General features: G+C 50.6%; 13 protein-coding genes. 4 read left to right on the forward strand and 9 right to left on the reverse strand.

The window, feature by feature from the left end; translation table 11 throughout:
* Positions 1-93: 93 nt before the first annotated feature.
* Entirely contained in the window at positions 94-1,806 is a 1,713-nt protein-coding gene (locus tag J1782_RS03440; RefSeq protein ID WP_217152428.1) for an SgrR family transcriptional regulator, read from the forward strand.
* 97 nt (positions 1,807-1,903) lie between these two features.
* Complete coding sequence (queC, locus tag J1782_RS03445; RefSeq protein WP_165059300.1) at positions 1,904-2,602, forward strand: 7-cyano-7-deazaguanine synthase QueC; 699 nt, start codon at positions 1,904-1,906, stop codon at positions 2,600-2,602.
* Positions 2,603-2,674: 72 nt separating this feature from the next.
* Here queC and J1782_RS03450 read toward each other — a convergent pair whose 3' ends face one another.
* From J1782_RS03450 to bolA, 9 genes are all read right to left on the reverse strand, one after another.
* Positions 2,675-3,076, reverse strand: coding sequence for a YbgC/FadM family acyl-CoA thioesterase (locus J1782_RS03450; RefSeq protein ID WP_217152429.1), 402 nt, complete (start codon positions 3,074-3,076; stop codon positions 2,675-2,677).
* 118 nt (positions 3,077-3,194) lie between these two features.
* Entirely contained in the window at positions 3,195-3,578 is a 384-nt protein-coding gene (locus tag J1782_RS03455; RefSeq protein ID WP_152327877.1) for a helix-hairpin-helix domain-containing protein, read from the reverse strand.
* Positions 3,579-3,716: 138 nt separating this feature from the next.
* Positions 3,717-5,597, reverse strand: coding sequence for a peptidylprolyl isomerase (ppiD, locus tag J1782_RS03460; RefSeq protein ID WP_217152430.1), 1,881 nt, complete (start codon positions 5,595-5,597; stop codon positions 3,717-3,719).
* Between the two features lie 165 nt (positions 5,598-5,762).
* Positions 5,763-6,038 carry a nucleoid-associated protein HU-beta gene (hupB, locus tag J1782_RS03465; RefSeq protein WP_013576637.1) on the reverse strand — a complete coding sequence of 92 codons (276 nt, stop codon included), beginning with the start codon at positions 6,036-6,038 and terminating at the stop codon, positions 5,763-5,765.
* Positions 6,039-6,254: 216 nt separating this feature from the next.
* On the reverse strand, positions 6,255-8,609 hold the full coding sequence (gene lon / locus J1782_RS03470; protein WP_152327875.1) for an endopeptidase La: 2,355 nt from the start codon (positions 8,607-8,609) through the stop codon (positions 6,255-6,257).
* Positions 8,610-8,800: 191 nt separating this feature from the next.
* Positions 8,801-10,075, reverse strand: a complete 1,275-nt coding sequence (gene clpX, locus J1782_RS03475; protein WP_112287508.1) for an ATP-dependent protease ATP-binding subunit ClpX — start codon at positions 10,073-10,075, stop codon at positions 8,801-8,803.
* Between the two features lie 205 nt (positions 10,076-10,280).
* A complete protein-coding gene (gene clpP, locus J1782_RS03480) occupies positions 10,281-10,904 on the reverse strand; it encodes an ATP-dependent Clp endopeptidase proteolytic subunit ClpP (protein WP_152327874.1) in 624 nt (207 codons plus the stop codon).
* A gap of 417 nt (positions 10,905-11,321) precedes the next feature.
* A complete protein-coding gene (gene tig, locus J1782_RS03485; protein WP_217152431.1) occupies positions 11,322-12,626 on the reverse strand; it encodes a trigger factor in 1,305 nt (434 codons plus the stop codon).
* Positions 12,627-13,073: 447 nt separating this feature from the next.
* The gene (gene bolA, locus J1782_RS03490) at positions 13,074-13,388 is read right to left on the reverse strand and encodes a transcriptional regulator BolA (protein ID WP_152327873.1); all 315 of its coding nucleotides are present in this window, start codon (positions 13,386-13,388) and stop codon (positions 13,074-13,076) included.
* A 331-nt stretch (positions 13,389-13,719) separates the two neighbouring features.
* Here bolA and J1782_RS03495 point away from each other — a divergent pair, with 331 nt between their 5' ends.
* Both J1782_RS03495 and ampG read left to right on the forward strand, forming a co-directional pair.
* Positions 13,720-14,298 (forward strand): lipoprotein, encoded by a 579-nt coding sequence (locus J1782_RS03495; RefSeq protein WP_013576643.1) that lies wholly within the window; start codon positions 13,720-13,722, stop codon positions 14,296-14,298.
* Between the two features lie 146 nt (positions 14,299-14,444).
* A complete protein-coding gene (ampG, locus tag J1782_RS03500) occupies positions 14,445-15,923 on the forward strand; it encodes a muropeptide MFS transporter AmpG (protein ID WP_217152432.1) in 1,479 nt (492 codons plus the stop codon).
* Positions 15,924-15,986 lie beyond the last annotated feature (63 nt).

Consider the following 15,986-nt stretch of genomic DNA (forward strand, 5'->3'; position numbering starts at 1 on the left):
TCACACTTTGGTTTTCAGCCCCGCGCCATCGGCAAAAGTCTGCGATATGCTGAAGTGAATCCCGTACCAGAAAAATAAGGTTCCGTATTTTCCATGCGATTGCAAAACCGGCTTAACCAGTATCAGCGCCTGTATGTGAAAACCGGGCAGGAACCCGTTTTACTGACTGTGACTGAACTGGCCGATATTTTCTGCTGCAGCGAACGCCACACGCGGACGTTGCTGAGCCATTTTAAAGATGCGGGGTGGATAAACTGGCACTCACAGTCCGGTCGCGGAAAACGCGCGTCGTTGTGCTGCCTTAAATCCCCCGAGGATTTGCGCGGTGCTTATTTGCAGGAGTTGCTCAAAAACGGCGAGCATTCGGCAGCTTTGCAACTCAGTCAGCTGGACCCGACACATCTGAATACCCTGCTTGCGCCGCACCTTGGCGGACAATGGCAGGAAGATTCGCCCACGTTGCGGATCCCGTATTACCGCCCTCTCCAGTTTCTGGATCCCTTAACGCTGACCGGGCGCGCAGAACAACACCTGGCGCATACCATTCATGCAGGTCTGACGCACTTTGTCCCCGGAAACCCGACGCCACAGCCGGATCTGGCCCATCACTGGCAAATCAGCAATGACGGCAAAACCTGGCAGTTCTTTCTGCGCAGTCAGCTTTTCTGGCACAACGGAGAACCGCTGAAAACATCGCAACTGCTGACCCGCTTTGAGCAATTGCGCCATTCAGCACGGGGAAAACACAATCTGGCATCTGTGATCCAAATATCTCAGCCACACGCACAGTGCCTGCAATTTGATCTCGATATTCCTGATTACTGGCTGGCGCACCGGTTTGCCGATCTTAATTGTCTGCTCTCACATCCTGAAAATCCGCACATCGGCGCGGGTCCTTTCCGGCTGACGCATTTCTCTCCCGAACTGGTCAGGCTGGAACAGCACACGCTTTATACCCTGCAACATCCTTATCTTGCGGCGATAGAATTTTGGATCACGCCGCAGTTATTCGCGCAAAAGAATAATGTGAGCTGTCAGCATCCGGTGAGGATCATTCTGGGAGAAGAGGAAGAATTGTCGCGCGTCAAACCAGTCAGGCGCAGCACCAGCCTGGGATTTTGTTATATCGCCACCAATCTGCGGCGGGGCGTTCTGAATGAAGCTCAGGCACGGAAAATTGTCCGGCTGATCCAGCGCAGTGGCATGCTGGATAATCTTCCGATTGATCATGACCTGGTGAAAGCCAGCAAAGAAATGCTGCCCGGCTGGCCCATTCCTTTGCATGACGATACCGACGTTCCTCTGCCGGAAAAGCTGAGGCTCCTGTTTCATCCGCCGGTGGAATTTGAATTGGTCGCTCAGGCTTTGCAGCAAAAACTGGCTGATGAGGGCTGCGCGCTGGAAGTCATTTATCACGAGGGGCGTTTGTGGGAAGACGGAGAACTGTTGAAATCCGCCGATCTGCTGCTCGGCGATCGTCTGATCGGTGAATCGCCTGAAGCCACGCTGGAAAACTGGTTGCAGCAGGATCCGCTCTGGCTGGAAATTTTACGCGAAGATGATCTGCACAATCAGCAACAGCGCCTCCTCCATATTCAGCAAATTCCGCTCGAAAACCGTCGCGCCGAGGAATTGCGCGAACATTTCTATCAATGGATGCAAACCGGGATCGTGACGCCTTTATTTAACTATCAGTATCAGGTCAGCGCGCCGCCGCGGATCAGCGGGGTTCAGCTCACGGCGTGGGGCTGGTTTGATTTTTGTCAGGCCTGGGTTCCGCCGCCTTTGTTATCCGAAAACGCGTGAACGAGCTGTTTCGCTACACTATGACGTTAAAGGAAAGTACCATTAACCCAATTTTACTGCGCCGGACGCAGTCGGTTTCGTAATACAGGTAAACAGAATGAAAAGAGCAGTGGTGGTTTTCAGCGGCGGACAAGATTCAACAACTTGTCTGATTCAGGCATTGAAGCAATATGACGAAGTTCACTGCGTCACGTTTGATTACGGCCAGCGCCATCGTGCTGAAATTGAGATTGCACAAAAGCTGTCCGTAGAATTAGGTGCCCGCGCACACAAAGTGCTGGATGTGAATTTGCTCAATGAACTGGCGGTCAGCAGCCTGACGCGCGATAACATCCCTGTACCTAACTTTGGCGATGAAAATGACGGCGGCCTGCCGAGCACTTTTGTTCCGGGCCGTAATATTTTGTTCCTGACCCTGGCAGCAATCTATGCCTATCAAATTCAGGCAGAAGCCGTGATTACCGGCGTGTGTGAAACTGACTTCTCCGGCTATCCGGATTGCCGTGACGAGTTCGTGAAGGCGCTGAATACGGCTGTCTCTCTGGGTCTTGCGCGTGATATTCGTTTCGAGACGCCGCTGATGTGGCTGAACAAAGCGGAAACCTGGGCGCTGGCGGATTATTATCAGCAACTGGATCTGGTCCGCCACAAAACGCTGACCTGCTATAACGGCATTGCCGGAGATGGCTGCGGCGAATGTGCAGCCTGTCATCTGCGCGCCAACGGCCTGCAACAATATCAGTTGGATAAAAACGGCGTTACCGCCAGCCTTAAGAAGAAAACCGGTCTGCGTTAACGGTCAGACGGCAAAGTTTTATGACGGGCGGCCTGAAGCTGCCCGTTTTTGTTTTCACTGTGCAGCCGCGAATCAGTCGTTCTCCAGTTCCAGCTCACGTAATCTTTCCAGTAGCTCACCTTCCAGCGGTAACGCTTTTTGTGTCCGCAGATCGATACACACAAACGTCAGCGTGGCATCTGCCACCACTTCGCCTTCACAAGTTACCACCTGTTCCAGCACACCGCTTCGACCGTTTAACTGCTGCATACTGCTTTCAATGCGCAGCACATCGCCGAGTACGGCCGGTTTGCGATAATTGATGTTTATATTGACCACGATGAAAGCGATTTTGTTTTCGCTCATCCACTGGAAGCCGGACTGATTATCCAGCCATTCCCAGCGTGCCGTCTCCAGAAATTCAAGATAACGCGCGTTGTTAACGTGCTGGTAAACATCGATGTGAAAACCGCGAACTTTAATAAACGTATGCATAGTGGTTAAAAAACTCCTGATAATCGCCTGAGGCATACAACCAAACTGGTCAGATGTCTTTAGAGATTAGCAGAAGAAAACGGCGGCAACCGTTCAGGAATTGCCGCCGCGACATCCGTCACAGTTTCAGACGGTCCTTGTTACGTTCGAACAGTGCAGCACCGATCCCCGGTACTTCTCGCAGCTGTTCGATGTCGGTGAATTGCCCGAGTTCTTCACGGTAGCTGATAATGGCCTGCGCCTTTTTCATCCCTACGCCATTCATCACTTTGGCAAACTCTTCCGCTGTTGCGGTATTGATGTTGACGGTACTTTCATCTGTCACCGCCACCTGTTCCTTTTTCACCTGCGGGCCTGAGACTTTGCCCGCTGCTGTCACGGGCGCAGCCGTCGTGGTTGCCACGCTACTGGCGGCATTCGGTGCCGCCTGCAACATCACCGGTAAAGTAGAAAGCCCCAAAGCCAGAGCCAACGAAAGTGAAGTAATGCCTAATTTTTTCATGCTGTATCCTCCATGTGTTTGACAGCACGGAGAGAGTGCATCAGGGCGAAACAGCGAACAATGGGCAACTTTCAAATATGGAAAAGGCCGCGAAAGCGGCCTTTGTTTGTTGCAACGCGTTGCATAACTTTGCGGCGTTTACTGGTTTTGTGCGGCTGAACCGTATTTGATTTTTGCTTCCTGACGAAGATTTGTCAGCAGCGCATCAAAGGTCACGTTCGAGGAGGTCTGTTGCATCTCCTGCGTGAAACGTGCCACATCGGCTTCAGGCACAACGCCAGGTGTCACGCCGGTCAGCTTGACCAGAACGCTGTTACCTTTGTTATCCTGAGACAGGCCATAAACCGGCTGGTCTTTTTGCGGGTGCGGTAACGCGTAAACGTTTTCTTCGAACGCAGAAGGCTGCTGGCTGCGCTGTACTTTCTGTACTGCGCCAAAGCTCAGACCTGCGGCTTTCATCGCGTCATCGCCTTTACCGTCTTTCAGAGCGGTCAGCAGTTTCTCACCATCAACACGCGCCTGATCCTGTGCTTTTTGATGTTTAAGCATCGCCGTCACCTGATCTTTCACGTCAGCGAACGGTTTAACCCCTTCAGCTTTATGCGCATCGACACGTACCACGAAGGCGCGATCGCCGTCTACGGTGATGATGTCCGAGTTGCTGCCCGGTGAACCGTCCTGACCAATCAGACCGCCTTCAAAAATCGCCTGCACAACAGGTTTGAAATTAATACCTGCAGGGATTTGATTCTGAGTGAACCAGTCAGTATGAACCGCTTTGGTTCCTGCAACCTGCTCAGCTGAAGCTAAAGACTCGTTATCATTGGTCGCGGCTTCGCTGACTTTTTGTTGCAGCGCGTAGTAAGCATCCAGTGATTTTTCCTGCTTCAGCTTGTCGGTAATCGTGTTACGGACTTCAGCGAGAGGTTTCACCTTCTCAGGCGTCACATCTTCAAGGCGCAAGATGAAGAAACCGCTGTCAGATTTAATGACGCCAGACACCTGACCTTTCGTGGTCAGATTCGCGTTTTTAAATTCTGGCAGAGTTGTTTCAGGTTCCATCCAGCCCAGATCACCGCCTTGTTTTGCACTCAGTGCATCGGTCGATTTAGTTTTCGCCAGCTCTGCGAAATCAGTGCCTTTCGCCAGCTCTGCTGCCACAGCGTCGGCATCAGCCTGAGTTTTCAGGACGATAACGCTGTAACGACGACGTTCCGGCTGACCGAATTCGTTTTTGTGCTGATCGTAGTAAGCGCTGATATCCGCGTCAGTCACGTCAGTTTTGCCCTGCATCGCCGCAGCATCCATTTCGATGTAGCTGATCTTGACTTGCTCAGGGGAAATAAAGCTGTTTTTGTTCTGGTCGTAGAAAGCCTGTAACTCTGCGTCAGTGACCTGCTGCTTGGCCGCCAGAGCGTTTGTGTCCAGCGTGGCCGTCTGTACTTCGCGGCTTTGCAGGATCAGTTCACCCAGCGATTTGCTTTCTGCTGGCAGAACAAAATCGGACTGACCGAAGGCTTGTTCGAGCTGCTGGCTGATCAGCTGACGTTTCATCAGCTGTGCAAAGTTATCCGCGGTGTAACCCATGCTCTGGATGCTTTGCAAATATTTAGCGTTATCGAAACGGCCATCAGTCTGGAATTGTGGGGTCGCAAAAATCGCGTCTTTGATCTGCTGATCGCTGACGGCAATGCCTAATTTTTTGGAATACTGATCCAGCAAAGTGACGTCAATCAGATTGCTCAGGGATTCCTGACGCAACTGCTGCATATAACCTTCGCTGCCTGCCAGCGCAGAGAATTGATCACCGAGCTGCTGCTGCAGACGGGTCCGCTGATTCTGCACCGCCTGCTCTAACTGAGCACGCCCGATTTCCTGACCATTCACTTTCGCTGCATAGTCGCCTGAACCGCCGACCAGGTAGTTGCCCACCCCTGTCAAAATAAAGGACAGAATAATCAGGGCCAGAATGATTTTGAGCACGACGTTATTGGAAGCCGCGCGTAAATTGTCCATCATAGTGAGGCAACACTCCGCTGTAATAAAAAAAGCGCACCGTTTTCGATGCGCCTTATATCTTACCTTACCAGCCCGATGACGTCAGGTTATTGTTTAACAACCAGACCTGAATGAAAAAGCATCGGTAATGCCCCTCACACAGTTTCGACGTCAGTCAGCAGGTAATTAACCGTTAACGGCATCTTTCAGCGCTTTACCTGCACGGAAGCCAGGTACTTTAGCCGCTGCAATACTGATTTCTTTACCGGTCTGTGGGTTACGGCCGGTACGTGCTGAACGTTCACGCACTGAGAAAGTACCGAAACCAACCAGAGCGACTTCATCCCCAGCTTTCAGGGTGTCAGTGACAGATGCAAGAACAGCATCTAAAACACGTCCCGCTGCGGCTTTAGAAATATCAGCACCGGCAGCAATTTTGTCGATCAATTGTGACTTATTCACTCTTTTCATCCCCTCTTAAAATTCGATCATCACGGCGCATTTTCCCTACGGACGTGACCGCGCTGCTGTTATATCAATCTTGTCAGGGCTATGCAAGCGACTGAAAGCAGCCTGAAACCTTCTGACAGTTGACTAACTTAACGGCACAAAAAAAAGCTGGCAAGTGAGATTTCACCTGCCAGCCTGAGTTTTATTCAACTGTGTCTGTCGCGGTCACTATTTTGCTGCAACCGGTAATGCGCCATAAGCCGGATTTTGCAGTGCGATGTTCAAAACATCATCAATGCGTTTAACCGGGTGGATCTCAAGATCTGCCAGCACGTTCGCCGGAATTTCTTCCAGATCGCGTTTGTTGTCATCTGGGATCAGAACCACTTTGATGCCACCACGATGCGCTGCCAGCAGTTTTTCTTTCAAACCGCCGATTGGCAGAACCAAACCACGCAGAGTGATTTCACCGGTCATCGCCACATCCGCACGAACCGGGTTACCTGTCAGACAAGACACCAGCGCGGTACACATTGCGATACCGGCACTCGGGCCATCTTTCGGCGTTGCCCCTTCTGGTACGTGAACGTGAATATCACGTTTTTCGTAGAAGTCAGGGTTGATACCCAGTTTGTCCGCACGCGAACGTACAACAGTCAGCGCAGCCTGAATAGATTCCTGCATAACTTCACCCAGAGAACCGGTGTAAGTCAGCTTTCCTTTGCCCGGTACGCAGGCCGTTTCGATGGTCAGCAATTCGCCGCCCACTTCGGTCCACGCCAGACCGGTGACCTGGCCCACACGGTTTTCGGTGTCAGCACGACCGTAATCGACCTTCTGCACGCCGAGGAAATCTTTCAGGTTGTCGCCGTTGATTTCAATGTGCTTGAGGTCTTTATCCATCAGCAATTGTTTAACCGCTTTTCGGCAAAGTTTAGACAACTCACGTTCTAAACTACGTACACCCGCTTCACGGGTATAGAAACGGATAATGCCGATAATCGCGCTGTCATCAACAGTCAGTTCATTCTTCTTGAGCGCATTACGTTCAAGCTGTTTTGGCAACAGGTGCTGTTTGGCGATGTTCAGTTTTTCGTCTTCGGTATAACCGGAAAGACGGATCACTTCCATACGATCCAGCAAAGGTGCCGGTATGTTCATCGAGTTCGAGGTCGCCACAAACATCACGTCTGACAGGTCGTAATCGACTTCCAGATAGTGATCGTTGAACGCCACGTTCTGTTCTGGATCCAGCACTTCCAGCAACGCTGAAGCCGGGTCACCGCGCATGTCAGATGACATCTTGTCGATTTCATCCAGCAGGAACAGCGGGTTTTTCACCCCAACTTTCGCCATTTTCTGAATCAGTTTGCCCGGCATCGAACCGATGTAGGTACGACGGTGACCGCGGATTTCCGCTTCATCACGTACACCACCCAGCGCCATACGCACATACTGACGGCCCGTCGCACGCGCGATGGACTGACCCAGTGAGGTTTTACCCACACCCGGAGGCCCAACCAGACACAGGATTGGTCCTTTGATTTTGCTGACGCGCGTCTGCACCGCAAGATACTCAAGGATACGGTCTTTGACACGTTCGAGGCCAAAGTGATCGGTATCCAGAACTTCCTGGGCTTTGCGCAGGTCTTTTTTCACTTTGCTGCGGGCGTTCCATGGCACCTGAAGCATCCAGTCGATATAACCACGAACAACTGTGGCTTCGGCGGACATTGGTGACATCATTTTCAGCTTTTGCAGCTCAGCTTCGGTTTTTTCACGCGCTTCTTTCGGCATTTTAGCCGCTTCGATTTTGCGTTTCAGCGCCTCATGCTCATCAGGCGTGTCATCCATTTCGCCAAGTTCTTTCTGAATCGCTTTCATTTGCTCATTCAGATAGTACTCGCGCTGGCTTTTCTCCATCTGTTTTTTGACACGATTACGAATGCGTTTCTCAACCTGCAACAGGTCGATTTCCGATTCCATCATCGCCATCAGATATTCCAGACGCTCGGTGATATCAAACATTTCCAGCACGGATTGTTTGTCAGCGAGTTTCAGCGGCATATGTGCAGCGATGGTGTCAGCCAGACGTGCGGCATCTTCAATGCTGTTGAGCGAAGTCAGCACTTCCGGCGGGATCTTTTTGTTCAGTTTGATATAACCTTCAAACTGATTAATCGCTGTGCGAACCAGAACTTCCTGCTCGCGTTCGTCCACGGCCGGAGATTCAAGGTATTCCGCCTGGGCAGCAAAATGCTCGCCACTGTCAGAAAGCGTCGTAATACGCGCGCGTTGTAACCCTTCCACCAGCACTTTGACAGTGCCGTCCGGGAGCTTCAGCATTTGTAATATTGAGGCTACCGTACCCACGGAGAAGAGATCGTTAACGCCCGGCTCATCGGTTGACGCTTCTTTCTGCGCCACCAGCATGATTTTTTTGTCGTGATCCATCGCGGCTTCGAGGCACCGAATCGATTTTTCCCTGCCAACAAACAACGGGATCACCATGTGCGGATAAACCACCACATCGCGCAGAGGCAATACGGGGATTTCTATGCGTTCAGAACGCTCAGGGTTCATAGAGCTCTCTCTTAGTTTAGCTTCCGCCAGGTTAAGGAAATCTCGTGAAACACGAGTCAGACGGGTTTCAGCAAGTCGTTAACTGAGTATATGGGGATGAATGTCCGACATTCAACGATAAGAATGTGCGAAAAAAAAATGGGGGACAAAATCCCCCATTTCGTGGCTAACTCTCTGGATAGATTGGCTAATTATTCGCCAGATGCTTGTTGTGCTTCTGGTTTGCCATAAATCATCAGAGGTTCTGACTGGCCCGCAATCACGGATTCATCAATAACCACTTTCTCGACATCTTCAAGAGATGGCAGATCATACATCGTATCCAGCAATGCGGCTTCAACGATTGAACGCAGACCACGGGCACCGGTTTTACGGACCATGGCTTTTTTCGCAATCGCGACCAGCGCTTCATCGCGGAATTCCAGTTCAACGCCTTCCAGATTGAACAATGCCTGATATTGCTTAGTCAGGGCATTTTTCGGCTCTTTCAGAATTTGAATCAGAGCTTCTTCATTCAGTTCGCTCAGTGTTGCAACGACAGGCAGACGACCAATGAACTCAGGGATCAGACCAAATTTGATCAAATCTTCTGGTTCAGCCTGCGCCAGCAACTGACCTTCTGTTGCCTTCTGCTCTTTGCCTTTCACTTCTGCACCAAAACCGATACCGGTGTTGGTATTGATACGCTGACCAATCACTTTATCCAGGCCGGCAAACGCGCCACCACAAATAAACAGGATTTTAGAAGTATCAACTTGCAGGAATTCCTGCTGAGGGTGTTTGCGTCCGCCTTGCGGAGGTACGGCAGCGACAGTCCCTTCAATCAGTTTCAAAAGCGCCTGCTGAACACCTTCACCGGACACGTCACGTGTGATCGATGGGTTGTCAGACTTGCGGGAAATCTTGTCGATTTCATCAATATAAACAATACCGCGTTGCGCTTTCTGAACGTCGTAATCACATTTCTGCAGCAGTTTCTGAATGATGTTTTCGACGTCTTCACCTACATAACCGGCTTCGGTCAACGTGGTGGCATCGGCCATCGTGAATGGCACATCCAGGAAACGCGCCAGGGTTTCAGCCAGAAGCGTTTTACCGCTACCTGTCGGCCCGATCAGCAAAATGTTGCTCTTGCCTAATTCGATACCGTTGCTGGTATCGCCATTACGCAGGCGCTTGTAGTGGTTGTAAACTGCCACTGCCAGCACTTTCTTCGCAGGCTCCTGACCGATAACATAATCGTCAAGATGCTGACGAATTTCATGCGGTGTCGGTAATGCGCTGCGTTCACGATGTGGCGCGACTTCTTTGATCTCTTCGCGAATAATGTCGTTACATAAGTCGACACACTCATCGCAGATATACACTGACGGCCCGGCAATCAGCTTACGAACTTCATGCTGGCTTTTGCCGCAAAAAGAGCAGTACAGCAGCTTTCCTGAACCGTCTTTGCGCTTATCTGTCATCAGTAAACCTCTTCTTTAATATCAGTCCCGCAGCGTAACAAACACCACGGCACGACCCTATTACACAACAGCCGCATGATTGGCTGATGTCTGTTCGTTCCCGTTATCACTCAAAGTGAGCAACGTTTGTTTAATTGGCAAACGCTGCCCCTGAGACATCCGTATGAGTATAACTATAGACCATCAGCCCGGCAGAACTAAGCCGTCAGGCGCGATGGGTAAATACGGAATCGACTAACCCGTACTCTACAGCCTCGTTCGCAGACAGGAAACGATCTCGTTCAGTGTCACGCTCTATTTCTTCAAGAGTTTTGCCCGTATGTTTCGCCATCAGCTCATTCATGCGGGATTTCACTTTCAGAATTTCTTTCGCGTGGATTTCGATATCTGTGGCCTGCCCCTGGAAACCACCCAACGGCTGGTGAATCATCACACGGGAGTTTGGCAGGCAGAAACGCTTGCCTTCAGCACCGGCAGTTAACAAGAACGCACCCATTGAACACGCCTGGCCCATACAAATGGTGCTGACGTCCGGCTTGATAAATTGCATGGTGTCGTAAATCGACATCCCCGCAGTGATCACGCCACCCGGTGAGTTGATATAAAGGTAAATGTCTTTTTCCGGGCTTTCTGCTTCCAGGAACAGCATCTGGGCAACAATCAGGTTAGCCATATGGTCTTCAACCTGACCCGTCAGGAAGATGATTCGTTCCTTAAGCAGACGGGAGAAGATGTCGTATGAACGCTCGCCCCGTGAAGTTTGCTCAACCACCATGGGTACCAACGCCATGTTTGGTGCAAATTGCTCTCTTTCACCACTGTATGACATAACCGTCTCCTAATAGATTCTGTTTGGCGCTATTTAAAACCGATTCTACTTGAGATAGGCACACATGACTATGCTCAAGCGGCCAAGTCGCCATTTACACGTCTGACGGTCGTTATCAGTCAGATTTTAACTGCAAATTTACCTGGGTTCGTCATTATTAATTGGGGGATTTACGCCCTTTTTTCAAGCCTGACGGAAAATTTCTTTTCTCTTTCACCCCGACCGGGTAGATGAAAGGCCATATTGGTGAAATGGAATGAACAGGTCTACGTGAGCTGTGCCTTATATTGATAAATATAGTGCAAAAACAACAGCCAAAAACAAAAATATCTCATTTTCAGGAAATAAAAAGCCCGCAGTAAAAACTGCGGGCTTCAGTGTCGAACCTGTAAACAGGCTCAGCAACATGCAATCAGATTATGCAGGTTGAGTCTGGTTCATCAGCTCAGTAAAGGTGGTGGCTTTTTCAGTCACTTTCGCTTTAGACAACAGAGTTTCGACCGCTTGTTCTTCCAGCGCGACGTTACGCATGTTGTTCATCAGCTCTTTATTTTTGCTGTAGAACTCAACCACTTCCTGTGGATCTTCATATGCAGAAGCCATTTCTTCGATCAGCGCTTTAACGCGATCTTCGTCAGCTTTCAGTTCGTGCTGGCTGATCACTTCGCCCAGCAGCAGACCGACTACAACGCGACGTTTAGCTTGCTCTTCGAACAACTCACGTGGCAGTTCCAGCGCTTGTTTTTCGTTGCCGCCGAAACGTTGTGCAGCCTGACGACGCAGAACGTCTACTTCGCCGTCGATCAGTGCAGCAGGCACGTCGATCTCGTTAGCGCTGACCAGACCGTCGATTGCCTGAGTTTTGATGCGGTTACGAACAGCACCTTTCAGTTCGCGTTCCATGTTTTTACGCACTTCTGCACGCAGACCTTCAACAGAACCATCAGCCACGCCGAAACGTTTGATGAATTCTGGCGTCAGTTCTGGCAGCTCACGTTCTTCAACTTTCTTCAGGGTAATCGCGAATTTAGCCGCTTTACCTTTCAGGTTTTCTGCGTGGTAATCTTCAGGGAAGTTTACGTCGATGGTGAATTCTTCACCGGCTTTGTGACCCACCAGACCGTCTTCGAAGCCTGGGATCATGCGGCCCTGGCCCATAGCCAGTACGAAATCAGAGGCCTTGCCGCCTTCGAATTCTTCACCGTCGATAGAACCGGAGAAATCAACGGTAACGCGATCTTCAGCAGTGGCTGCAGCGTCAGTTTCTTTCCAGTCAGCTTGTTGCTTGCGCAGAGTTTCCAGCATGGTATCAACATCAGCGTCGTTAACTTCAACAACAGGTTTTTCAACTTCGATGTTTTCCAGATCTTTCAGCTCAACTTCCGGGTACACTTCGAATTCTACGGAGAAATTGAAGTCTTCACCCTGCTTGTACTCACCCGGGATATAGTTAGGTGCGCCAGCTGGATTGATTTTTTCTTTGATGATCGCATCAACGAAGTTGCGTTGCATCAGATCACCCAGGACGTCCTGACGTACTGACGCGCCATAACGCTGTTCGATGATGTGGCTTGGTACTTTGCCTTTACGGAAGCCGTCAATACGTACTTTTTTAGAGACGTTGATCAGTTCACTGCTCACTGCTTTTTCAATGCTTTCAGCAGGAACAGTAATCGTTACGCGGCGCCCAAGGCCTTGAGTGGTTTCAACAGAAACTTGCATCTTGTTACCTCAAAAAAAAATCACAGTGCTCGGTCAACTCCAGAAGTCGTTCTCAAGATGAGAAGCACAATCGCGCGAACTTACCTTGAAAACGACTTCTAAGAACCGGGACAGTTCTGTTATCAGAACGTAGCCCTGTATTCGAGAGCGTCCGAAACCATTCCGGAAAAATTAGACGCGACATTATAGCGACGCATGCGCACTGAGTCGAGGACGGTATCTCTACGCGCGGGAGGGAAACTCACACGGGACTCGATCCTTCGAAAAATGCGGTCGATGCAAAGGCGTAAACCACCTTGTCGTCTGCCTGTCAGAGGAAAAACAAAAACGGCCCGCGGGCCGTTTCTTGAAATTCGCCTCTACTAATACCGCATCTGATAAGGAAAGTTCCAGTTTTACCGTATCAAATGCTGATATTTGTGCCTTTTGTGAATCAGATCCTCACTATCAGGCCATTGTTCCCGCACCGCGGCAAGGCGGTGATGCGGGAACGGTGTCCTGTAAGCCTTCCCACTCTTTTTGCGTGTAAGTATGGAGAGCCAGTGCGTGCACGCTGCCCGCCAGTTCTTCGGTTAAACGCCCGTAAATGGCACGATGACGTGCTAAAAAGCGTTCGCCGACGAATTTATCGGACACCATCACGACTTTGAAATGGCTTTCTGAGCCTGCCGGTACATTATGACGATAGCTTTCGTCAGTCACTTCCAGGAACGCAGGGTCGAATGCCTCAGCTAATTTTGCTTCTATTTGCTCACGAATCATAGCAATCTCCTCACACCGCATCTGCAGAGAACCGCGCCTGTCTGGTACACCTATCTACTTAAAACTCTCTACATTTAAATAATAGGCTGCTTTACAGCTCTACGTTAATCACATTAAAAAATTTATGCAGTTGATTGATAAAAATGGCGCTCAGTCTGTCAAAGAAATCGCGGCTTCGCTACGCCGGAGTGGGTGATACTGCATACTTGCTGAAAAAAAACGCTAAATATCCGTTTTTACAGATTGACGGGACTTCCACCCGCAAATGGCGATGTTATGATGTCGGCAAATTTTTGAGCATTACTCCTTTATTAATATTGAGAAAACACACATGTTAAAAAAAATCATTTTCCCTGTGCTGGCACTGTTCATGCTGGCCGGATGCGCAACCAGCACTAACACGCTGGATGTGTCCCCGAAAATTGTTCTGCCTTCACAAGACCCAACACTTCAGGGCATCACGATCAGCATCAACGGTGCTGACCAGCGCCAGGATCAGGCTCTGGCCAAAGTTAACCGTGACGGCCAGCTGATTTCACTCACGCCTTCACGCGATCTGCGTTTCCTGTTGCAGGAATCTCTGGAAAAACAAATGACCGCACGCGGTTACATGGTCGGTGCTGACGGCGCAGTTGACCTCCAGATTGTCGTCAATAACCTGTATGCGGATGTTCAGGAAGGTAACCTGCGCTACAACATCACCACCAAAGCAGATATTTCTATCATCGCTACAGCGAAAAATGGCAGCAAGCAGGTGAAAAATTACCGCTCAACGTACAACGTTCAGGGTGCGCTTTCCGCCACCAACGCCAAAATCACCAACGCGGTTAACACCACGCTGGGTGATGTCATCAGCGACATGGCCTCCGACACCAGCATCAGCGACTTCATCAAGGCTAACGCCCGATAAGCTCCGGCTGAAATCTGTGTGACCTATTCTGCCCGGCCAGTCCGGGCAGAATGCTTTTCAGAACAAGCATTCCTTCCTTTATTCTCCCCGCTTCCTTTATTATGCCCCTGCGTCACTCTCTCACCGGTTCGCAGGAACACATTTTCATGATCAGTCAGTACTTTAAGATTTTCACGCAACGCAATACCGTCATTTTACTGCTTCTGGGCTTTGCTTCCGGTTTACCGCTGGCGCTGACGTCCGGCACATTGCAGGCGTGGATGACCGTCGAAAATGTCGATCTGAAAACTATTGGGATTTTCTCGCTGGTCGGCCAGGCTTACGTGTTCAAATTCCTGTGGTCGCCGATGATGGACCGCTATACCCCGTCATTTCTCGGACGCCGCCGCGGCTGGCTGATCCTGACGCAATTGCTGCTGGTCGCGGCGATTTTCGCCATGGGCTTTATGGATCCCGGTAAAGATTTGTTCTGGCTGGCTGCGCTGGCAGTGCTGATTGCTTTCGCATCGGCTTCGCAAGACATCGTATTCGATGCGTATAAAACGGATTTACTGCCACCTGAAGAACGCGGAAACGGTGCCGCAGTTTCCGTGCTGGGCTATCGTCTGGCAATGCTGGTTTCCGGCGGGCTGGCGTTATGGCTTGCAGACCGATATCTCGGCTGGCAGCACATGTACTGGCTGATGGCGGTGCTGATGCTGATGGGCGTTTTCGCCACACTGATATCGCCGGAACCGCAAAATTCTCAGCCTGCACCGCGCACGATTGAAATGGCCGTTGTGGCACCTCTGAAAGACTTCTTTGGCCGCAATAACGCCTGGCTGATTTTACTTCTCATCGTGATGTACAAAATGGGCGACGCGTTTGCGGGCAGCCTGAGCACGACATTCTTAATCCGTGGTGTCGGGTTTGACGCAGGGGAAGTCGGGCTGGTGAACAAAACGCTCGGTCTGATGGCCACGATTATTGGCGCGCTTTTTGGCGGGATGCTGATGCAGCGTCTGAGCCTGTTCCGCGCGCTGATGCTGTTTGGTATTTTACAGGCAGTTTCAAATGCGGGTTACTGGGTTCTCGCCATTACCGATAAAGATCTATATACCATGGGCGCGGCAATTTTCTTCGAAAACCTGTGCGGCGGGATGGGAACAGCGGCGTTTGTGGCCCTGCTGATGACGCTTTGCAACCGTTCGTTCTCCGCAACCCAGTTCGCCCTGCTCTCTGCACTTTCTGCGGTGGGCCGTGTCTATGTGGGTCCGATTGCCGGCTGGTTCGTGGAGGCTTACGGCTGGCCGTGGTTCTATCTTTTCTCGATTGTTGCCGGTGTTCCGGGGTTGCTGTTGTTAGCGGTTTGCCGCCAGACGCTCGAATACACTCAAAAAACGGACACTTTCCTGCCGCGCATTCACTTCGCCAAACCTTACAGCTGGGCGTTACGCTGCATGCTGGGCGGGAGTTTGCTGCTGGTGGTGTGGCTGGTGACGCTGATTGTGAACAGTTTAGGCTGGGCGTCGTGGCACGGGTTTACCGGATTTTTGCTGGAGGCGGGCGTTTTCGTTTGTCTTATCGGTATTATTTTAGGCAGTTTGCTCGATTTTCTCTCACTGCGCAGGACTGCACGTTCCTGATTTACCGCCATTCATTATCAAAATGAATGGCGCGTTTCATTTAACAAATGATCTATAAATATC

The sequence above is a fragment of the Rahnella sp. BCC 1045 genome (assembly GCF_019049615.1).
GTDB classification, from domain to species: Bacteria; Pseudomonadota; Gammaproteobacteria; order Enterobacterales; family Enterobacteriaceae; genus Rahnella; species Rahnella contaminans.